Here is a 19949-nt window from a genome sequence, read left to right on the forward strand (position 1 = left end):
CTGCTGGCAGATCAGCGATCCGTCGGCAGCCCTCAGGCGACCACCCTCCCAAACACCTTCCGTACCGCCTTCGAGAGCCGCTTCACTTCGGCCTCGGTGGTTTTCAGATCAGGGCACTCCGCCGCCCGGGCCACAAGGTCGACAAGCCCTGCTGGTGCCCCCTGCGGTTCAAATCCGCCGTCGATGCAAAGCCGCGTCACCTGGGCGATATCGGTATAGAGCTTCAGTGCCGAAAGGCAGGTGTCGCGATCATTGGCATCCAACAGATCACCGAACGCAACCAAGGCATCCGCCGTCGACAGCCCGTTGGTGACAACCACCCGCCCCCGCGCTGGCGCCACCAGCGCCAGATACTGCGCGATAAACTCGATATCGATCAGCCCGCCCGGAATGAGCTTCAAATTCCAGATGCTGCCTGCCGGCTTTTCCTTTTCGATCAGCTTGCGCATCTCGGCGACATCTTTGGTCACCACGGCCTCGTCCCGTGTCGTCTTGAGGATTTCGGCAATGATGGCATCCGCTTCCGTCATCAGGCTTGCATCGCCGGCAATCATCCGCGCCCGCGACAGCGCCATATGCTCCCAGGTCCACGCCTCTTCGCGCTGATACTTGGTAAAGGCGCGCAGCCGCGTTGCAACCGGCCCCTTGTTGCCGGAGGGCCGAAGCCGCATGTCGACCTCGTAAAGCACGCCCTCTGCCGTCGGCGCCGAGACCGCCGCTATCAGACGCTGGGTCAGCCGGGTGAAATAGCGCACCGGATCAAGCGGCTTTGGCCCGTCGGAGTCGCCCGCGTCATCGTCGTGCTCGTAGAGTAGAATGATATCGACATCCGACCCTGCCGTCAGTTCGTAGGAGCCGAGCTTCCCCATTCCGGCCAGCGCCACCCGTCCACCTGCGATCTTGCCGTGCGCCGCTTCCATTTCGGCAATCACCGCCGTCAGCGCCTCCCCGATCACAAGTCCTGCGAGTTCGGTAAAGCCACGCCCCGCCTGGGCGCCGCCGATCGATCCGGTCAGCAGGCGGATGCCGATCAGGAAGCGTTGCTCGGCGGCAAAGATCCGCAGCCGGTCCAGCACATCCTCATAATGCCGCGCGCCCGACAGGAAACTTCTCAAACGGCGCTCAAGATAGTCCCGGGTCGGCAATTCGACGAGAAGAGCAGGATCGAGCATACCGTCAAACACATGTGGACGCTCGGAGATGATCTGCGCCAGCCGCGGTGCCGCCGCCATGATCCGGACGATCAGATCGAGAAGGGTCGGATTGTTGCCGAGCAGCGAAAACAGCTGAATGCCCGCCGGCAGACCGGACAGGAACTCATCAAAGCGCAACAGCGCCTCGTCGGCCCGGCGACTTTCGCCAAAGGCCTTCAAAAGGTTCGGCGTCAGCTCGGTCAGCCGTTCGCGTGCCTCCACCGATTGCGTCGCCCGGTAGCGGCCGTAGTGCCAGGTTCGGATGACACTGGAGATCGCCTCTGGCCGCTCGAACCCCATGCCGGCCAGGGTCTTCAATGTGTCCGGATCGTCCTGCTGGCCGGTAAAGACAAGATTGCCGGCAGCACTCGAAAGCCCCTCTTCCTTTTCGAACAGCCGCGCGTAGCGCTTCTCCACCGTGCGCAGCACCTCGTCGAGGGCCTTGGAAAAGGCACTCGTGTCGATGAAGCCCAGCATGAAGGCAATGCGCTTCAGCTCCGCCTCCGTCTCCGGCAGGATGTGGGTCTGTTCATCGCGCACCATCTGGATGCGGTGTTCGATATCACGCAGGAACCAGTAGCATTCGGTCAGTTCTTCTGCGGTCGCCGTGTCGATCCACTGCGCCCGCGCCAGCGCGGCCAGCGCCTCTTCGGTGCCACGAATGCGCAGGTCCGGCATGCGCCCGCCGGCAATCAGCTGCTGGGTCTGTACAAAGAACTCGATTTCGCGAATGCCGCCGCGGCCGAGCTTGACGTTATGGCCCTTCACGGCAATGGCGCCATGCCCCTTGTGCGCATGGATCTGCCGCTTGATCGAGTGGATATCGGCAATCGCCGCGTAGTCCAGGTACTTGCGGAAGACAAAAGGCACGAGTTCACGCAGGAAGCCCTCGCCGGCTTTCAGATCGCCCGCCACCGGACGCGCCTTGATGAAGGCCGCCCGCTCCCAGTTCTGTCCGCGCCCCTCATAATAGATCAGCGCCGCCTCGACGGGAACGGCAAGCGGCGTCGATCCCGGATCGGGCCGGAGCCTGAGATCGGTGCGAAACACATAACCGTCCGCCGTCCGCTCCTGCAGCATCCGCACCAGCCGGCGCATCATCCGGCCATAGGTCTCCATCGCATCCTCGGGATCTCGCAGAATGCCGGCCTCCGCGTCGTAAAACACGACAAGATCGATGTCGGAGGAATAGTTGAGTTCTGAGGCGCCGTGTTTGCCCATGCCGAGCACGATCAGCCCACTGCCACGGGATGGCTCGGCAATATCCTTGAGCACCAGTTTGCCGGCCTCTTGGCCGGAGACAAGCAGGTGGTCGATGGCCGCAGCCACGCTTGCATCGGCAAGCGCCGTCAGCCAACGGGTGGTGTCGCGCGCCGAAAAGATGCGGGCGAGATCGGCCAGCGCCGTGACAAAGGCAAGCTTGCGCTTGGCAAGCCGCAGCCGCGTCATGACCACCGCCTCGCTTGGCGCGGCACCCGAGCCGTCGGCGCGCCAGGCATTGCGCGCGTCGGCAACCGCCTCTGCGAGCATGGGTTCTACGGGTTGCGTGACGGCCTGAAGCAGAAGCGAAGGCCTGACCTCGGCGATTTCGCGCAGATAGGGAGAGAGTGTCAGCGCCGCGAGAACGAAGTTCCGCAGGGGGCCGTCGGCACCCAGGGGCTCCAGAAGTTCCGGCTCCTGCTTGATCAGATCCTTGACCAGCGCGGTTGCCGCCTTCAGCTCTGTCTGATTGAGCGGCCTGATGACCTGTTCTGTCACCTCGGCCAACCGCGTATTGCCGTCAAGCGCCATGCCGTTCTCCTCTCCCTGCCGGCGCGACCTGAACAAATATCGCAAGATCGGTCAAGGTTTGCAGAACGCCCGGCACTCCACACAACGCATGTTGGCGGACGTGCCCCTTAAGCAGTTCTAGGCTTTGGCACCTGGAAAGATGATTGTCGCCGTCAGTCCGGGAAATTCGGGATGCACCCGCGTGTCGCTCAAGACAAGGCGCCCGCCATGCAGCGCCATGATCGCCTCGACCAGCGAAAGCCCAAGACCGGTGCCGGGCTTCGAGCGGCTCTTGTCGAGCCGCACGAACCGCTTCACAACGTCTTCGCGCTTGTCGGCAGGAATTCCCGGCCCCTCGTCGGAGACGCGCACTTCTACACCATCGGTGCCGCGCGATACGCGAATGCTGATCTCGGAGCCGTCTTCGCCCTGCCCGCCGTATTTGATGGCATTGTCGATCAGGTTGGCAATGGCCTGGCCAACCAGTTCGCGATTGCCGCGCACCGAAAGTCCGGGCGAAATGGCGCAGACCATGGTCTGGCCCTCCTCCTCCGCCACCGGCTCGTAGAGTTCGGCACTGTCGGCAGCGATTGCCGAAACGTCGATGTCGGTCAGTTCGGCCGCAATCGAACCTGCTTCCACACGGCTAATCATCAACAGCGCATTGAAGGTCCGGATCAACTGGTCGGACTCGGCAATGATGGTTTCCAGCGCCGCCTTGCGATGTGTTTCGTCATCTTCGTCCAGCGCGTCGGCTGCCTTGTTGCGCAGGCGCGTGAGCGGCGTCTTCAGATCATGGGCAATGTTGTCGGAGACCTGCCGCAGGCCCTCGTTCAGATGCTCGATCCGCGCCAGCATGCCGTTCAGCGCCTGGGACAGCCGATCGAATTCATCGCCCGAACCGGAGATCGGCAACCGTTGGGACAGATCACCGGCGGCAATCTTCTGGCTCGCCGCCGAGACCCGGTCGATGCGCTTCAGCGCATTGCGGCCGATCGCAAACCAGATGACGACGGCACCGACACCCATGATCAGCAGCGCCACCATCAGCGCCTGGCGCACCAACTGGCGCAGCTTGCCAGGCTCGCCAAGGTCACGCCCGATCAGAACGCGCAGGCCGTTGTCGAGCACCAGCACATTGGCGGTGGCAAGATGGCGCTTCACGCCGCCATTGTCGGTATAGCGCTGATAACGGAAGGGAAACTCGGTCCAGCCCTCGCGATCGAAAACGCCAGGCTGCACGGATGCGACATTGCCCGCCAGGATTTCGCCGTTAGGGCTGGCGATCACATAGAGATTGGCGCCCGGCTGGCGCGCCCGGCGTTCCAGCGTCCGCAAAAGCTGATTGATGCCGCCGCGATCAAACGCGCCCTGGATCTCCTGCACCTCCTGACGCAGCGCGTCGCGCGTCTGGTTGTTGAGGATCCGCTCGGAAAGCCCGGTGACGTAGAAGACAAGAAAAGCGGCGCAAAGCGCGAAGAGCACGATGTAGACGGCCGAGAGCCTGACAGCCGTCGACTTGAATACAACGTCCAGCCGGGACGAAACAGCCATGATCTCAGCCTTCGTCCTTGATCATGTAGCCAGCACCGCGCACGGTCTTCAAAAGCGGGCGGTCGAAGTCCTTTTCGATCTTGGAGCGCAACCGCGAGACATGCACGTCGATGACATTCGTCTGCGGATCGAAATGATAATCCCAGACATTTTCAAGCAGCATGGTGCGGGTCACGACCTGGCCGGCATTCTTCATCAGATATTCGAGAAGACGGTATTCACGCGGCTGCAGCAGGATGTCCTTGCCCGCCCGGCGCACCTCGTGTGCCAGCCGGTCAAGCTCGAGATCGCCCACCCGATAAACCATGTCCTGCTCCGGCTTGCCCTTGCGCCGGCCGAGAACCTCGACGCGGGCCAGCAATTCGGAAAAGGCATAGGGCTTCGGCAGATAATCGTCGCCGCCGGCGCGCAGGCCGGTGACGCGATCGTCCACCTGGCCAAGGGCCGAGAGAATGAGAACCGGCGTTTCAACACCGCGCCGACGCAATTCGCTGATCACCGAGAGACCGTCGCGCCGCGGCAGCATGCGGTCCACGACCATCACGTCGTAGCTGTTCTCCGACCCCATATAGAGGCCGCTTTCGCCGTCGCTGGCGTGATCAGCCACGATGCCCGCCTCGCGAAAGGCCTTGGTCATATAGGCTGCAGCTTCCAGATCGTCTTCGATAACCAGTATTTTCATGCGGGCGACATTAGCGTCGGCATTCGGGTCCGTATAGCCGGTTTCGCCCATCCCAGGCTGCCCTGTCTCTGCGATCCCCATCGGATATCCTTTCATGCGTCTTGCCGGCCAAACCGTCGGCACGCCATCGGAGAATAGAAAAAGGGCGCCGCCGGTCCGCGACCGCCGGCGCCCTGCTCATGGATCAGGATCAGCCCTGGTTGATCGGCAGGGCGACGAAGCGGCTACCGCTGTCGGATTCGACCTGAAACAGCGCACGGGTGCGACCGTCCTTCTTCGCCTGGTCGATCACGCGCTTGACGTCGGCGACCGAAGAGACAGCCTGATTGTTGACGGAGGTGATGGTCTCACCCGCCTTCAGGCCCTTGTCGGCAGCATCGCTGTCCGGGTCGATGTCCACGATGGCAAGACCCTTGCCGCCGTCAGCCGGGCGAACGCTCAGGCCGAGATTGGCGAGTTCTTCCTCGGCCCCCGGCGATGGCATTGCATCCGTCTCGCTGTCGGCAGACGCGGTCTGATCAGCCGGCAGTTCACCGAGCTTGACCTCGACCTCGACAGCCTTGCCGTCACGCCACAGCGATACGTCAACCGTCGAGTCCGGTGCAAAGGCTGCGATGCGGCGGGCAAGATCGCGGGGGTCTTCCACCGGCTCGCCGTTCACGGCAGTCACGACGTCACCTTCCTTGATGCCGGCGGCCGCACCTGGCGAACCTTCCTGCGGGGCCACGACCAGCGCACCCTTGGCTTCCGAGAGGCCGACGCTTTCGGCGATATCATCCGTGACCGGCTGGATCTGCACGCCAAGCCAGCCACGCGAAACCGATCCGGTTTCCTTCAGCTTGGCAATCACGTCGGTCGCAACCGAAGCGGGGATTGCAAAGGCGATACCGACATTGCCGCCAGACGGCGAGAAGATAGCCGTGTTGATGCCGACGACTTCACCGTTGAGGTTGAAGCCGGGACCGCCGGAATTGCCGCGGTTTACGGCAGCATCGATCTGCAGATAGTCGTCATAGGGGCCGGAGCCGATATTGCGGCCACGCGCCGAGATGATGCCCGCGGTCACGGTACCGCCGAGACCAAAGGGATTGCCGACAGCCACGACCCAGTCGCCAACGCGAACCTTGCTGTCGTCAGCGAACTTCACATAGGTGAATTTCACATCCTTCTGGTCAACCTTCAGCAGTGCGAGATCGGTGCGGCTGTCCTTGCCGACGAGCTTGGCATCATATTCCTTGCCGTCGTTGAGAACCACGGTAAAGGCCTGGCCGTCGTCGATCACGTGGTTGTTGGTCACCACATAGCCGTCTTCGGAAATGAAGAAGCCGGAGCCTTGCGCGGTCGGACGCAGGCGACCGGGGCCGCGCTCGGCACGCGGGCCGCGTTCGCCGCGCGGACCTTCCATGCCGGGGCCGCCGAATTCACGGAAAAAGCGCTTGAGCGGGTGGTCATCCGGCAAGTCCTCAAAACCGCGACCGCCGAAATTGAAGGAGAAGTTGCTTTCGTCGGACGTCACTTCACGCTTGTTGGACTGAACGCGAACAGACACCACGGCCGGCAGCACGGCTTCAACGACATCGCCAAAGCTCGGGACCTGCGGTGCATTGACCGCAACGGGTTCCGCCAGAGCCGGCGTGACAGCCATCGGCGCCGCTGTCGCCAGCATCACGGCAGCAAGGCCAGCGGCGGTGGACGCTTTGAGGATCGACTTCAAAGAGCGACCTTTGATCTCAGACATGTGTTCTACCTTCATCTGTTCTTCTGACTGGAGCCGCCGGACGATCCGGCGGTGGGAAGCGGTGGATGAGGAGAGATATAGGGAGCGTCACCTTACAGCGATCTGTACGGCGGATGAAATCTTCGTAATGTTTAGGAAATGCTTCACATGACTTGACGGAACGGCAGATCACGCCCACCATCCGTATTACAAACGGAATTAAAAATGATGTCAAAACAGAAGCTATCCGACCCCATCACGCTTCGACTGCCCCTCGACATTCTCGCCGAGATCGAAGCGGTTGCCGGCGCATGCGATCGAAGCCGCAGCTGGATAATCGTGCGCGCGCTCAAGAGTTACATGGCTCAGGAAGGACGCGAAGTCCTGGAGATCAAGGCTGCGCAAAAAGCAATCGCCGCAGGCGACGGCATTGATGCCGAGGATGTTCTTGCAGAACTAGACGCCATCATAAAGGGCGCTGCGGCGTGAAAGTCACCTTCTCGCCCGGTGCCAGAGCGTATGTCGCGCGAGAAGCAGCCTATCTCCGAGAACGCAATCGCGCAGCGGGAGAGCGGTTTCGACATGACATTCATCAGTTCGTGAGGGCTCTCAGCCAATTCCCTTCCATGGGCCAGGAAGCCGCAGATCTGCCCTTTAGAACCGCAAGACGGTTCGTTCTGGGCGACTATCACATCCATTATGAGGTTGGGCCTGAAGCTATTCACATCCTCACGATCCATCACGGTCGCGAACGACCGCCGGGATTACCGCTGGATGATGATGCCGACTTCGAAATGCCCTGATCACTCCCCGTCGAGCAATCGTCCCAGCCTTGCCTCTTCGTCCGGTGTCAGTTTCGAGGTCGGCCTTGCCACGCGTCTGCGCGCGCTGACGAAAGCAACGATGAGACCAATCAGCACCAGCACTGCCGGTGCTCCCCAGAGCGCCAGCGTATGGGCGCTCAGCCTTGGCTTCAGAAGCACAAACTCGCCGTAGCGCGACACCACATAGTCTATCACCTCGTCGTTCGTATCGCCATCCACCAGCCGCTCACGCACCACCACGCGCAGGTCGCGGGCGAGTTCGGCATTGGAATCGTCGATCGACTGGTTCTGGCAGACCATGCAGCGCAGTTCCGCCGATATCGCCCGCGCCCGCTGTTCGAGCACGGGATCGGAGAGCACCTCGTCGGGATTGACGGCGAATGCTGGAAGGGGGGCGAGCAGCAGGGCGAGCAGGACGAACAGCCGCTGGGCCGTCCGACGCGTTAGCCCCTCATCCGCCTGCCGGCACCTTCTCCCCGCGAGCGGGGTAAAGGCGGAACCCGCAAACGCCAGAAATTCCCTCTCCCCTCCTGCGGGGAGAGGGCTAAGGTGAGGGGCACTTGCTTGAACCCATGCAGTCATTCGCCCGCCTCCAACGCCGGCTTTGCCGCAACCTTGGCCCGCTTCGGCGCGCCGACACGCAGGCGTCGATCAGACAGCGAAACAATGCCACCCGCCATCATCACGATGGTGCCGTACCAGATGCAAAGGATCCACGGCTTCCACCAGATCCGCACCACGATGCCGCCATCGGCCATGGGGTCCCCGAGCGAAACGTAGAGCTGGCTGAAACCGAATGTCACGATGCCGGCCTCCGTCGTCGGCATGCGGCGTGCGGTGTAAAGCCGCTTCGAGGACCAGACATCGGCCACTTCGACACCGCCCTGGCGGATGGTGAAGTGGCCCTGATCCTCGGTATAATTCGGGCCGTTCGCCGCGCGCATGCCGTCGAAGGTCAGCACATAGCCGCCGGCTTCCGCCGTCAGACCGGGCTTCATCTCGACCACAGTTTCGGTCTCGAAGGTGGTGACGGCAACAATCCCGATCACCGTCACGCCCAGGCCGAAATGCGCAAGCGCGGTGCCGAAAGCCGAGCGTGGCAGCCCCTTCAGGCGGCTGAGCGCCACGGAAAGGCTCTGTTTGCCGAAACCGGCGCGATACCAGAGGTCGGCGACGGCCCCTGCCATCACGAAAAAGCCGAGCGCCAGGCCGCCAACGGCCATGACCGGTCCGCCATTTTGCACGTAGTAGAGCGCCAGCCCGAGAACCAGTGCGATCCCGGCTGCCAGATAAAGCCGCTGCAAGGCCCCCAGCACATCGCCTCGCTTCCAGGCAAGGAAAGGCCCGAAGGGCACCGCCAGCAAAAGCGGGATCATCAGCAGCCCGAAGGTGATGTTGAAGAAAGGCGGACCGACGGAAATCTTCTCGCCGGTCAGCGTTTCCAGAAGCAGCGGATAAAGCGTGCCGATCAGGACGGTGGCCGTCGAGACGGTCAGGATCAGGTTGTTGAGGACAAGCGCCCCTTCACGCGAGATCGGCTGAAACAGGCCGCCCGCCTTCAGCATCGGCGCGCGGAAGGCAAAGAGCGACAAGGCACCGCCGATGAAGATCACCAGGATACCGAGGATGAAGACGCCGCGCGTCGGGTCTGTCGCAAAGGCATGCACCGAGGTCAGCACGCCGGAGCGGACGAGGAAGGTGCCGAGCAGCGACAGCGAAAAGGCAATGATCGCAAGCAGAACCGTCCAGATCTTCAAGGCATCGCGCTTTTCCATCACGAGCGCCGAATGCAGAAGCGCGGTGCCCGCAAGCCAGGGCATGAAGGAGGCGTTTTCGACCGGATCCCAGAACCACCAGCCGCCCCAGCCGAGTTCGTAATAGGCCCAGTAGGAGCCCATCGAAATGCCGGCGGTCAGAAACACCCAGGCAGCAAGCGTCCAGGGCCTGACCCAGCGTGCCCAGGCCGCGTCGATGCGACCGTCCATCAAGGCTGCAATGGCAAAGGAAAAGCAGACGGAAAAGCCGACATAGCCGAGATAGAGCAGCGGCGGATGGATGGCGAGGCCGATGTCCTGCAGAACCGGGTTCAGGTCCTGTCCCTCGGCCGGGATCGGCGAGAGGCGGTTGAACGGGTTCGACGTCATCAGGATGAAGAGCGTGAACGCCGCCGTGATCCAGGCCTGGACGGCAAGCACATTCGCCTTCAGCCGATCCGGCAGGTTGCCGCCAAACCAGGCAACCATGGCGCTGAACAGGCTCAGGATCAGCACCCAGAGCATCATCGATCCCTCGTGATTGCCCCAGACGCCGGAGATCTTGTAGATCATGGGTTTGAGCGAATGCGAGTTCTCGTAGACATTCTGCACCGAGAAGTCGGAGACCACATAGGCATAGGTGAGCACGATAAAGGAGAGCGCCACCATCAGGAACAGAGCATAGGTTCCGGTCGTTGCCACCGTCATCATTGCCACATCGCCGCGGCGTGCGCCGATCACCGGCAGCACGGAGACGACAAGGGCTACCGCCAGCGACAGAACAAGCGCATAATGGCCGAGTTCGACGATCATTGGATCTTTTCCTTGCCGCTGAGTTGCACGCCCTGCGCCTCCAGACGGTCCGCCACGTCCTTCGGCATATAGGTCTCGTCATGCTTGGCAAGCACGGTATCGGCAACGAAGACCCGGTCGCCCTCGCGGAAGCTGCCCTCGGCCACCACGCCCTGCCCCTCGCGGAAGAGGTCAGGCAGGATGCCCGTATAGGTCACCGGCACCGTCGCCAGCGTGTCGGTCACCGTAAAGGTGATCGTCGAGCCCTCGCCGCGCTTGACTGAACCGTCCTCGACAAGCCCGCCGAGCCGTATGCGTGTCCCGGCATCAAGTTCGACCGATTTGAGGTCACCCGGCACGTAGAAATAGGCAATCGTCTGGGAAAAGGCGAACATCACCAGAAGCACGGCCGCCAGGATGAAGCTCATGCCGCCGGCAATGACGGCCAATCGTTTCTGTTTGCGGGTCATGGCGTCGTCTCCTCGACTTCAAGACCGAGTTCCGCGGCCATGGCGATCAACTGCCGGCCCTCGGCGGTTTCGGCCGGAAAGGCCTTCAGCCCGTCCTTCAGCGCGCCTTCGGCGCGGTCTTCTTCCTTGAGCATGGCATAGGAGCGCACAAGCCGCATCCAGCCTTCAAAATTGTTGGGGTCTTCCTTCAGCTTGGCGTCGAGGCTCGCCACCATGCCGCGGATCATCTCGTTTCGGTCACCCGCCGACATGGCCTGCGCATTGGCGACATCGTCTGCCGTCGGGTTGCCGAGCGGCGCTGCGCTGGAACCTGGAACCGCCTCTGCGGCCTGCCCGCCCGCCAGCGGCAGACCGGCGCTGTTCGTCGCAATATGACGATTGATCAGATCCATCCAGGGCGCATTCGGCGGGGAAGCCTTGGCAATCGCCTCGAAGGCTGCAAGTGCCTCAGTCCGGCGGCCGGACTGTTCAAGCGAAAGCGCCAGATAGTAGTCGGCCCGCGGATTGTTCGGCTCGATCTTCAACGCCGCCTCGAAGGCGCGCCTGGCATCCTCAACGACAATGCCGTCATTGCGGGTGACAAGCGTTTCGCCAAATCCGGTCATCCGGTCCGCGTCAGGTCCGAGAATGCGGATTGCGTTGCGATAGGCAAGCTCGGCATCTTCGAGCCGGCCCATGCGAAAATAGACAGGCGCCACGACGTTCCAGCCATTGCCGTCTTCGGGATTGGCGGCGAGATGACGCTCGACCTGCGACACCAGCAGCTCAACATTGTCGCCGGGATTCTCGAGCCGGGCAGCAAGCGGCGCATCCGGCATGCCGGGATTGCCCGAGGCGAGATAGCCGGCAAGGCCGATTGTGGGCAGACAGATGAGGATGAAGGCCTGCGCCATCAGGCGCTTGCCGGTGCTGCCCTTCTCCGCGAAAGACGCCCCCTTTGCCCCGGCATCGGTCGATAGCAGGCGGCGCGCGATCTCGGCACGGGCATAGTCGGCATCTTCGGCGGCGATAAGTCCAGCCGTCCGATCGCGCTCCAATTCGCGCAACTGATCGCGATAGACCGCCGCCTCCCCCTCTTCATAACCAGAGGCCTGGGCGCGCGCGCGCAAAAGCGGCGACAAAAGGAACAGGGCGACGAGAACCGTCAGGAGAGCAGCGATGATCCAGAACAACATGATATCCGATTACGGCAAGGCATGACGCTTTCCAATCGGCAAACCGCCCATGACAAAAAATTGAGGCGATTGGCCGCAAGCTTCCCTAGGCCAGCATCACCGTCTCATCCTTGATGCAAGTCAAGTACTGAGCGAGTTCCCTGTCTATTGCGACTTCGGCACAACCACAAACTGCAAGCCCATGGCACCAAGGATCCGTGCCATTGTCTCAAATTGCGGCTTACCGTTTCGCGAAAGGGATTTGTAAAGACTGCCCCTGTTCAGGGCGGCCTGCTCGGCGACACCAGACAAACCACCCGCTTGCGCCTTTGCAACATGACGCACGGCTTCCTGAAACAACTCCATGTCGCCACTTTCAAGGAACTCCGCGAGATAGACGGCTGCCGTGTCAGGATCACGCAGCAGCTCGTCATATTTCTCAAAGTCAAATGGTCGGCTTGCTGCGGTCAAGACTTCACCCTCTTACGATAATCCTCAAGGTAAACCTTGGCCTTGGCCAAAGTCCGAGCCTGGTCCTTCTTCGTCGATCCGGCCAGCAACAGAACGACGGTCTGCCCAATCACCGCGTAGAAGATGCGGAAACCTTGCCCGGCGTGGACACGCATTTCGCAAATACCTTTGGCGTCCGTCAGTTTCTTAAAATCGCCGAAATTGCCCAATGAGGCCCGGCGGATGCGAGCCACCAGCTGCGCCTTGATCTCAGGAGCCTGGATCGCATCAAGCCAGGCCTGAAACGGCAAATCGCCTTCTTCGGTCTGATAGACTTCGATCTCATACCGGATCATGACGACAATGTACGCTACAGCATACAGGCACTGCAAGCCCTATTGCTGACGCAATCAGATCAAGGCGTCTTTAGGCGCCCTGGATGAGAGGGACGATGATCGGGGGCGACCAAGAGGAGAGTGTCAGCTCAGCGGCGTCCACGTGCCGTCGGAGTTGCGGCAGGCCGCACCGCGAGCCTGGAGTTCGCGCGTGCCTTCAATCACCTTGTGGGTAAACTGGCGGCAGTTCTGCTGGCCGACCTGATACGGTGCGGCAGCGACGACCTGGCCGCGCACCGAGCTGCCGGCCCAGGTCACGGGCTGTCCACCTGGCGCTGCCTCCAATGCCCGATATTCAGCTTCAAGGGCGCGCTGTGTCTCGCTTTTCGACAGCTTGACGCCGGTGCGCGAAACAATGCCGCCTTGAAGGGCGGAGATGTACAGTGCCGAGCCCGCGGGCACGCTGCCCTGCGTTGTGGTGCAGGCCGAAAGACCAACTGCGGCACCCAGTGCCACGGCGACAGCTCCAAAGCGCAAAGCACCCATCATATCAATCCAATTTCAGTCGACATGTCGTACACAGAGGTCACCGCCGCATGTCATTTGCGGCAAGGACAGGGTGCTTCGGCACCGTTCGCATAGAACTATGGAATTTCACAAAAAAATCAATCACGCAGTCTCCTTGCTCACAGCCGGCAAGATCAAATGCGCGCGAAGCCCCCCCAGCGCACTGCGGGAAAGCCCGAATGACCCCTGATATTCACCCGAGATTTCCTTGACGATGGACAGGCCAAGCCCCGTGCCCGGCTTGCTCTCGTCGAGCCGCCGACCGCGCTTCAGCGCCTCGCCGATCTGCTCCGGTGCCAACCCCGGACCGTCGTCCTCGATTACGATTTCAACCCAACGACGCCGGCCATCGCCCGCGTCATCTTCGCGGTTTACCGCCTTCACCCGGGTGGCGATCGTGGATTTGGCAAAACGGGAGGCGTTTTCGAGCAGGTTGCCGACCACTTCCTCGACATCCTGCTGCTCCATGGCGAAGGTCAGATCCGGCGCGATTTCCAGCTCGAAATTGACCTCGCCATTCAGTTTGCGCATCACGCGCACCAGCCGCTCGATTACCGGCTGCGCTTCGGTGCGGGCAAGCACACTGTCGCGCTGGGCGGCGATCCGGGCGCGGTTCAGATAGGTGGTCACCTGCGCCTGCATGGATTCGGCCTGGCTCGTCACAACGCCAGCATGTGCCGTATCGAGCGTGCGCGCCTCGTTCAACAACACCGCAATCGGTGTCTTCAGCGAATGGGCAAGATTTCCGACCTGCATGCGAGCACGCTCGACGATGCGGCGATTGCTGTCGATCAGAGCATTAATCTCAGTGGCGAGCGGCATGATTTCGCTCGGGAATTCGCCTTCCAGCCGCTCCGCCTCGCCACGCCTGATGCGCTCCAGCGCACGCCTTGCGCGGTCGACCGGGCGCAAGCCGTAAACGATCGCGCCGCCGTTCAGAAGAAGACTGCCGATCCCGACGACGCCGAGCGCCATGTTGAGGCGGCTGGAGAAGAAGGCGATCTCCTCCTCCACCACCTCGATATTGCCGGTCACACGAAAGCGCGCCGCCCGGCCCTGATCGTCAAGCACCACCTCGGTCTCGACCACGCGGATGCGGTTGCCCGCCTCGTCGGCCATTTCGTAGAAGCGCTCGTAATTGATGTCGAACGGCGTCACCGAAACATCGGGCGTCGGCAGGTTGGAAACGCCGAGCGAGGCCGAGGCGAGCGGTGCTGCCTGATAGCTGCCGAGCGGCTCCACCAGCCAGTACCAGCCGGTCTCGGGCTGCGAGAAGCGCAGATCGCCAAGCGCCGGCGAGCCGGTCAGGCTTTCGCCTTCCCCCACCGAAACGGAATTGACGACGTTGTAAAGCTGGGCGCGCAAAAGGTTGTTGAAGCCGCGCTCGACGCCCTGCCGGTAAAGGGCGGAAATCGCCACCGCAATCGTCACCAGCGCCAGCGCTGACCAGAGGGTCGCCAGGATCAGGACGCGCGCGGTGAGCGAGCGGATCTTCATGCAGCGGGCGCTTGAATGCGATAGCCAAGGCCGCGCACGGTCTCGATCATGTCGACGCCGAGCTTCTTGCGCAGCCGGCCGACAAACACCTCGATCGTATTGCTGTCGCGGTCGAAGTCCTGGTCGTAAAGGTGCTCCACCAGTTCCGTGCGCGAGACGACCTCGCCCATGTGGTGCATCAGATAGGACAGAAGCCGGTATTCATGCGAGGTCAGTTTCAGCGTCATGCCATTGACGCTTGCCTTTGAACTCTTGGTGTCGAGCCTCACCGGGCCGCAAACGATTTCCGAGGAGGCATGGCCTGCCGCACGGCGGATCAGCGCCCGGATGCGGGCGAGCACTTCCTCGACATGGAAAGGCTTCGTGACATAGTCGTCGGCGCCGGCGTCGATGCCAGCCACCTTGTCCGACCAGCGATCGCGGGCTGTCAGGATCAGGACAGGCATCACCCGGCTTGCCGCACGCCATTTTTCCAGAACCGTGATGCCGTCCATCTCCGGCAGGCCGATATCGAGGATAACGGCATCGTAGGGTTCGGTATCGCCGAGAAAGTGGCCTTCCTCGCCATCAAAGGCCTTATCGACCACATAACCCGCTTCCTGCAGGGCTTCGACAAGCTGGCGATTGAGGTTGATATCGTCCTCGACGACGAGAATGCGCATTCTGTTTCCCCCTTACAGCGGCAAGCGTTCCTGACCGAACCCCTGACAGCCGCCGTAACGTTTTGGATGACGGCCGGTCGCGCTAATCTTCAGCCAGCACAACTGCCACGAATTGAGCCCTGGCGAGCCCGCCCTTACAGCGAAGCCCGACGCGTCACCTTGCGGGGACGCTCGTTGCCGCTGCCCTGGACGAGAACGACAATCACGCATTCTCCGCCCGATTCGCGCACGGAAAGCAATTGTCCGCCTTCTTCCGCAGCAACGCGCATGGCTGCCTCCCGGCAGTCGCCGGCGGCCTGGGCGGAATCGCCCGAGACAGCCGAACTGCCGAGGGCGATAGCCAAGGCCAGCCCGGTATATCTCATGAATGATGCCATTGCGCTCACTTCTGCAAGGAGATCCTTTGTTGCAGACTATGTAACGGAGAGCGCCTGAATGGCAAATGAATGCGTGAAGAACAGTCGAGCCTGTCAACAGTCAGAGGTCACAGGGCAAACTCAGCCGCTCACGCCTTTGGTGGCCGTCAGCCGGCCGTAAAGCGCAAGCAGTGCCCCAAAGGTGCCGGCAAGCACGGTCAGGAGATCGGCAAGTTCAGCCTGCTCGGCGAGCGGCAGATCAAGCCCGACATAGCGGGCAAGCGGAGCCGCCATGGCAATCAGCGCGCCCCAGACGGTTTTCGACTGGTACCAGTGTTTCGTTTCCAACATGTGCGTTCCCTTCCTTCTTTCTCGCGGTTGTCGATGAATGGATCGGTCAATGAACCGGCGTCAGAACCGTAAGCGGCGGCCCGATCGCCTGACGCCCGATCTGGCGGATACTGAGGCCAAGCGCCCCCTGCCGGCTGCCGAAATCGAAAACTTCCGCGGTCGCGGCGTAGCGATAGCGCGGCTCGGTGAGCTCGAGCCTGCGCAAGGGCTGCCCTTCGCCGTTCAGGATCTCCAGACGGTAGCGCTCCTCGGGCTCGTCGAGCGTGATATCGCGTGGCTCCCAGCCATCGGCATCCATCCGTCCGCGCCTGATCCAGCTGATGTCCAGATCGCCGTCCGTCAGGCGCCGCACGCGCGCATGAACCGGCGAAAGCGGCGTCACCGCCATCATCCCACCCGCAAAGGAAATCGGCCCTGCGCGTGCACTCACCTGACCCACCGGCTCAAACAGCCAGTTGGCCGCAAGGCCGCGTTCGCCGGCCTCCAGCGCCAGCGGCCGCACCGCGCCATCGAGCAAAACGACATCCGCGCCGACAGAGGCACCCGCCCGCATCGCCGCTTCGGTGCCGCCCAGCGCCCGCAAGAGTCCGCTCAACCGGAAGCGCCGGGACGCGACCTCCTCGGCCTCCAGAAAACCGATCACCTCGAACTGTCCATTGGCAGCCCTCACCGCCAGCCTGTTTTCGCCCGCAAGCACGGCCATGCGGCTTGCCGAAGACAAGGCCCCGCCAACCACATCGATCACCACGGTTTGAGCCCTGTCGAAACGCCCGACCGGCCCCGCACCAAGCGGAGCCGCAAGCCGGCCCATCACCGCGGGACGATCAAGCGCGAGGCGCAGCCGGTAGCCTTCGCTTTCCAGCGAACGCGACACCGCGACCCGCCGCCAGGGGCGGGCAAAGCCGGCGATGGAGGCGTCACCGCCGCCGCCCTCGAGCAAAGGCAAATCGAGAAAGACCAGTTGCGGTGCAAAGCCTGCACCGGGATCCTGCGGCGGCAATCGCCCCGGATCGTGTGCGGCAGCGGGCGCGGAAACCTTTCCGGCAAAGCCGCGCAGTGTGATCCTGCGCTCCAGTCCGTCGGCGATATCGGTGACGAGAAAACGCCCCTTCGGCCCTTCGGCAAACTGCAAGACGTCGCCCGGTTCCACCGCCACTTCCTGCGGCGAAAGCGCAAGCTCCAGCCTGCGCCGCGAAAGCCGGTTGTCGCGCAGCCAGCCCTCGACGGCCGAGATCGCCACCTCTTCCGCCATGACTGCCGGCAGATCGCGCGCGAGCTGCCGATGCGTTGCCGCCTCCACCTTGCGCGAGCGCACGCTCGCCTCGCCGTAGTCTGCGGCCGGATCGTAGAAGGTCAAAAGCGCTTCGGAGGCGAAGTCGCTGTCGTGGCTGCGGGTCTCCCGCCACAGCGGCTCGCCCTCGATGGCTGCCAGGGTTTCGATCGTGCGGGCGGCAAGGCTTGCCGCTGTTCGGCTGCGAAACCTGAGCTTTCCGCCATCCTCTGCCACATCGATCTGGAAGAGATCGATCAGCGGCTCGATCAGATCGCGCGCGGCGTTGAGATCCGCTTTGACATATCCGCCCAGATCGCCGCAAACACCGCTCACGTCGAAATCGGCAAAACCATGCTCGGCAAGGATCGCCGCAATCGTATCGGCCAGTGTCGCCTGCCCCAGCCGCCCGTTCAGCCAGTGACCGGTCCGCCAGTTGCTGCCATCGGCAAACAGCCCCGTGTTTTGCGGAAAGGCCGGGCTTGGCCGGGCATCCCAGCACCAGAGATAGAGGTGATCGGGGTCAACCATGCCGGTCCTTGCCGCGGCGGACGACCAGTGTCTCAGATGCGCCTCGATGAAGCGCCGCTGCTGGCTGTCGGCCCGAGCCCCGCTTGAAAAATGCGGCTTGGCACTCTCGGCGGATTTGCCGTCGGGAAAGACGTTCGGCTGGTTGGCGCCACGGTCGACCGCCGGGCAGCCAAGCTCGGCAAACCACACCGGCTTCATCCCCGGTCGCCAGCCGGTCGGGTTGCCTTGCTCAATCCCGGCAATCCGGTCGAAATGCAGGTTGCTCCACCAGTTCTCGATGTCCTTGGTGCGAAACACCCAGGGTTTTCCGTAGGCGCCATCGGTGATCGGCAAGCGGTGCCGCGCCGCGCGGTCGCCAGCGCTGGCATAGTACCAGTCAAACCCCTCGCCGCCGTCGATCATCCGCTCGAAACCTTGCGCGTCGTCAGCGCAGACAAAACCATCCGGGTTGTCAGCCTCGAGATCCGCGTCGCGCCAGTCGGAAAGCGGCATGTAGTTGTCGATGCCGACGGCCGAGATCGCCGGGCTCGCCCAGAGCGGATCGAGATGGAAGAAATGATCGCCGCTGCCGTCGTTTGGGTGGAAGCCGAAATACTCGCTCCAGTCGGCACCATAGGTAACTCCGGTCTGGGGTCCGAGCCTTGCCCGCACCTCCTCGGCCAGCTGCACCAGTGCATCGACGAACGGAAATCCGGTTGCCCCATTGCGCACCGTCGTCAGCCCCCGCAGTTCCGAGCCGATCAGAAACCCGTCGACGCCGCCGGCTGCCAGTGCCAGATCGACATAGTGGCGGACAAAGCGGCGGTAGCCGTCAACACGCTCGACGAAGTCTGTTATCTGATGCCCCGCAGCCGCCGTCCCGTCAGCGCTTTTCGGATGGACCGAAATCCGCCCCCGCCAGGGATAGGCCGGCTGTTCGGCGCCGCCGTCAGGATCGTCAAGGCCATTGCCATGAGGGATATCCATCATCACGAAGGGATAGAGCATCACCTTCAGCCCGCGGGCTTTCAGGTCCGCGATCGCCTCCATGACGCTCTCATCGCTCGGGGTGCCGCCATAGGCCGGCCCGCCATTGTGGCGCGAGACGAGATGGGCCGCTCCCCGGTCCAAACCGGCAACCATCCAGGGCCGGCTTTCCTCGGTGCGCGATGCCACCTCGACGCCGGGCACGATCCGACATGCGCCCGCCCGCAGATCCGTGCCGAACCAGGTCACAACGAGCGCCACGCGATCAAGCTTGGGACAAAGCGCCTGCAACTGATCGAGCGAAGCCTGCCAGTCGGTCCCGGCTACCAGCGTATTGCGGTTGAGCCAGCGCTTCTCGCCGATTGCGGGCTGATCCGACACCGGTGTCGTTGCATAGCCATGTTCGGTCGCCCCCGGGATCACGGTGATTGCCCGGATCTCCCGCTCCAGCCGCCCCACAGGCCGCAGGACCTCGAATTGCAAGAGCGGGATGCGGTTGCCGAAATCATCGAGCGGCAGCCGCTCGAACACCACATAGGCAAGTCCGCGATAGGCCGGCGCGCGGCCCTCGCCCTGCTTGGCCTCGATCAGCGGATCGGGCATCTGGTCCTCTGTGCCGCGATAGACCCGCATGTCGATTTCGGTCAGATCGAGTTCGCGCCCATCCGCCCAGACCCGGCCAATGCCGGCAATCTCGCCCTCGCATACGCCAAGCGCCAGATTGGCAAAATACCGATAGGTCGTGGTGCGCGTGCCGCCGGTCGATTTGCCGCCGGCGCGTTCGCTCACCGTCTCCTCCTCGAACCGCGTCGCCCAGATCAGCGTGCCGCCCAGCCGTGCGGTGCCGTAAAGTCGCGGGATCGCGGTGCCTTCGCTTGCACCCGGCAGCCGCGCCGAGGAGAGCCTGGCGCCTGAAACCGCGCCGCCACCAATCAGGCTGCGGTCGATCATGCTGCCGGCCAGGGCTCCCGCCGCCCGCCCCAGCATGCTGCCCACCGGCCCGAACACCGAACCGAGCGCTGCCCCCGCTGCCTGCAGAAGAATGGTCGCCATT

The 19949-nt window shown here is 62.8% G+C and carries 18 protein-coding genes; 2 read left to right on the top strand and 16 right to left on the bottom strand.

The window, feature by feature from the left end:
- Window positions 1-32: 32 nt before the first annotated feature.
- The 4 genes from FAA97_RS06325 to FAA97_RS06340 all read right to left on the bottom strand — a co-directional run bounded on the left by FAA97_RS06325 (window position 33) and on the right by FAA97_RS06340 (window position 6937).
- Entirely contained in the window at window positions 33-2984 is a 2952-nt protein-coding gene (locus FAA97_RS06325) for a bifunctional [glutamine synthetase] adenylyltransferase/[glutamine synthetase]-adenylyl-L-tyrosine phosphorylase (protein ID WP_136597628.1), read from the bottom strand.
- A 117-nt stretch (window positions 2985-3101) separates the two neighbouring features.
- On the bottom strand, window positions 3102-4517 hold the full coding sequence (locus FAA97_RS06330) for a sensor histidine kinase (protein WP_136597629.1): 1416 nt from the start codon (window positions 4515-4517) through the stop codon (window positions 3102-3104).
- 4 nt (window positions 4518-4521) lie between these two features.
- Window positions 4522-5250 (bottom strand): response regulator transcription factor, encoded by a 729-nt coding sequence (locus FAA97_RS06335; protein ID WP_136597732.1) that lies wholly within the window; start codon window positions 5248-5250, stop codon window positions 4522-4524.
- A gap of 139 nt (window positions 5251-5389) precedes the next feature.
- On the bottom strand, window positions 5390-6937 hold the full coding sequence (locus FAA97_RS06340) for a Do family serine endopeptidase (RefSeq protein WP_136597630.1): 1548 nt from the start codon (window positions 6935-6937) through the stop codon (window positions 5390-5392).
- Window positions 6938-7144: 207 nt separating this feature from the next.
- Between FAA97_RS06340 and FAA97_RS06345 the strand changes: the two genes are divergently transcribed.
- Together FAA97_RS06345 and FAA97_RS21425 are read left to right on the top strand one after the other, a co-directional pair.
- A complete protein-coding gene (locus tag FAA97_RS06345) occupies window positions 7145-7405 on the top strand; it encodes a CopG family ribbon-helix-helix protein (RefSeq protein ID WP_136597733.1) in 261 nt (86 codons plus the stop codon).
- Entirely contained in the window at window positions 7402-7719 is a 318-nt protein-coding gene (locus FAA97_RS21425) for a type II toxin-antitoxin system RelE/ParE family toxin (RefSeq protein ID WP_136597631.1), read from the top strand. The genes FAA97_RS06345 and FAA97_RS21425 overlap by 4 nt, the downstream gene beginning before the upstream one ends.
- Here the strand turns inward: FAA97_RS21425 and FAA97_RS06355 are convergent, their stop codons facing one another.
- The 12 genes from FAA97_RS06355 to FAA97_RS06410 all read right to left on the bottom strand — a co-directional run bounded on the left by FAA97_RS06355 (window position 7720) and on the right by FAA97_RS06410 (window position 19948).
- Complete coding sequence (locus FAA97_RS06355) at window positions 7720-8154, bottom strand: cytochrome c-type biogenesis protein (protein WP_246041357.1); 435 nt, start codon at window positions 8152-8154, stop codon at window positions 7720-7722. It abuts the gene before it with no gap.
- Between the two features lie 164 nt (window positions 8155-8318).
- Window positions 8319-10307, bottom strand: a complete 1989-nt coding sequence (locus FAA97_RS06360) for a heme lyase CcmF/NrfE family subunit (RefSeq protein WP_136597633.1) — start codon at window positions 10305-10307, stop codon at window positions 8319-8321.
- Window positions 10304-10756: a cytochrome c maturation protein CcmE gene (gene ccmE, locus FAA97_RS06365; protein WP_136597634.1), complete on the bottom strand. Its 453-nt coding sequence runs from the start codon at window positions 10754-10756 to the stop codon at window positions 10304-10306. The genes FAA97_RS06360 and ccmE overlap by 4 nt, the downstream gene beginning before the upstream one ends.
- Window positions 10753-11931: a c-type cytochrome biogenesis protein CcmI gene (ccmI, locus tag FAA97_RS06370; RefSeq protein ID WP_136597635.1), complete on the bottom strand. Its 1179-nt coding sequence runs from the start codon at window positions 11929-11931 to the stop codon at window positions 10753-10755. Before ccmI ends, ccmE begins: the two co-directional genes overlap by 4 nt.
- A gap of 144 nt (window positions 11932-12075) precedes the next feature.
- On the bottom strand, window positions 12076-12381 hold the full coding sequence (locus tag FAA97_RS06375; protein ID WP_136597636.1) for an addiction module antidote protein: 306 nt from the start codon (window positions 12379-12381) through the stop codon (window positions 12076-12078).
- Window positions 12378-12752 (bottom strand): type II toxin-antitoxin system RelE/ParE family toxin, encoded by a 375-nt coding sequence (locus FAA97_RS06380; RefSeq protein ID WP_136597637.1) that lies wholly within the window; start codon window positions 12750-12752, stop codon window positions 12378-12380. The genes FAA97_RS06375 and FAA97_RS06380 overlap by 4 nt, the downstream gene beginning before the upstream one ends.
- 87 nt (window positions 12753-12839) lie before the next feature.
- Window positions 12840-13241, bottom strand: a complete 402-nt coding sequence (locus tag FAA97_RS06385) for a hypothetical protein (RefSeq protein ID WP_168800931.1) — start codon at window positions 13239-13241, stop codon at window positions 12840-12842.
- Window positions 13242-13364: 123 nt separating this feature from the next.
- Window positions 13365-14759 (bottom strand): ATP-binding protein, encoded by a 1395-nt coding sequence (locus FAA97_RS06390; RefSeq protein WP_136597639.1) that lies wholly within the window; start codon window positions 14757-14759, stop codon window positions 13365-13367.
- Window positions 14756-15421 (bottom strand): response regulator transcription factor, encoded by a 666-nt coding sequence (locus FAA97_RS06395; protein WP_136597640.1) that lies wholly within the window; start codon window positions 15419-15421, stop codon window positions 14756-14758. Before FAA97_RS06395 ends, FAA97_RS06390 begins: the two co-directional genes overlap by 4 nt.
- 134 nt (window positions 15422-15555) lie before the next feature.
- The gene (locus tag FAA97_RS06400; RefSeq protein ID WP_136597641.1) at window positions 15556-15798 is read right to left on the bottom strand and encodes a hypothetical protein; all 243 of its coding nucleotides are present in this window, start codon (window positions 15796-15798) and stop codon (window positions 15556-15558) included.
- Window positions 15799-15918: 120 nt separating this feature from the next.
- Window positions 15919-16128, bottom strand: a complete 210-nt coding sequence (locus tag FAA97_RS06405; RefSeq protein WP_136597642.1) for a hypothetical protein — start codon at window positions 16126-16128, stop codon at window positions 15919-15921.
- 46 nt (window positions 16129-16174) lie between these two features.
- Complete coding sequence (locus tag FAA97_RS06410; protein WP_136597643.1) at window positions 16175-19948, bottom strand: baseplate multidomain protein megatron; 3774 nt, start codon at window positions 19946-19948, stop codon at window positions 16175-16177.
- Window position 19949 lies beyond the last annotated feature (1 nt).

Source organism: Peteryoungia ipomoeae, from assembly GCF_004912165.1.
Classification (GTDB): Bacteria; Pseudomonadota; Alphaproteobacteria; order Rhizobiales; family Rhizobiaceae; genus Allorhizobium; species Allorhizobium ipomoeae.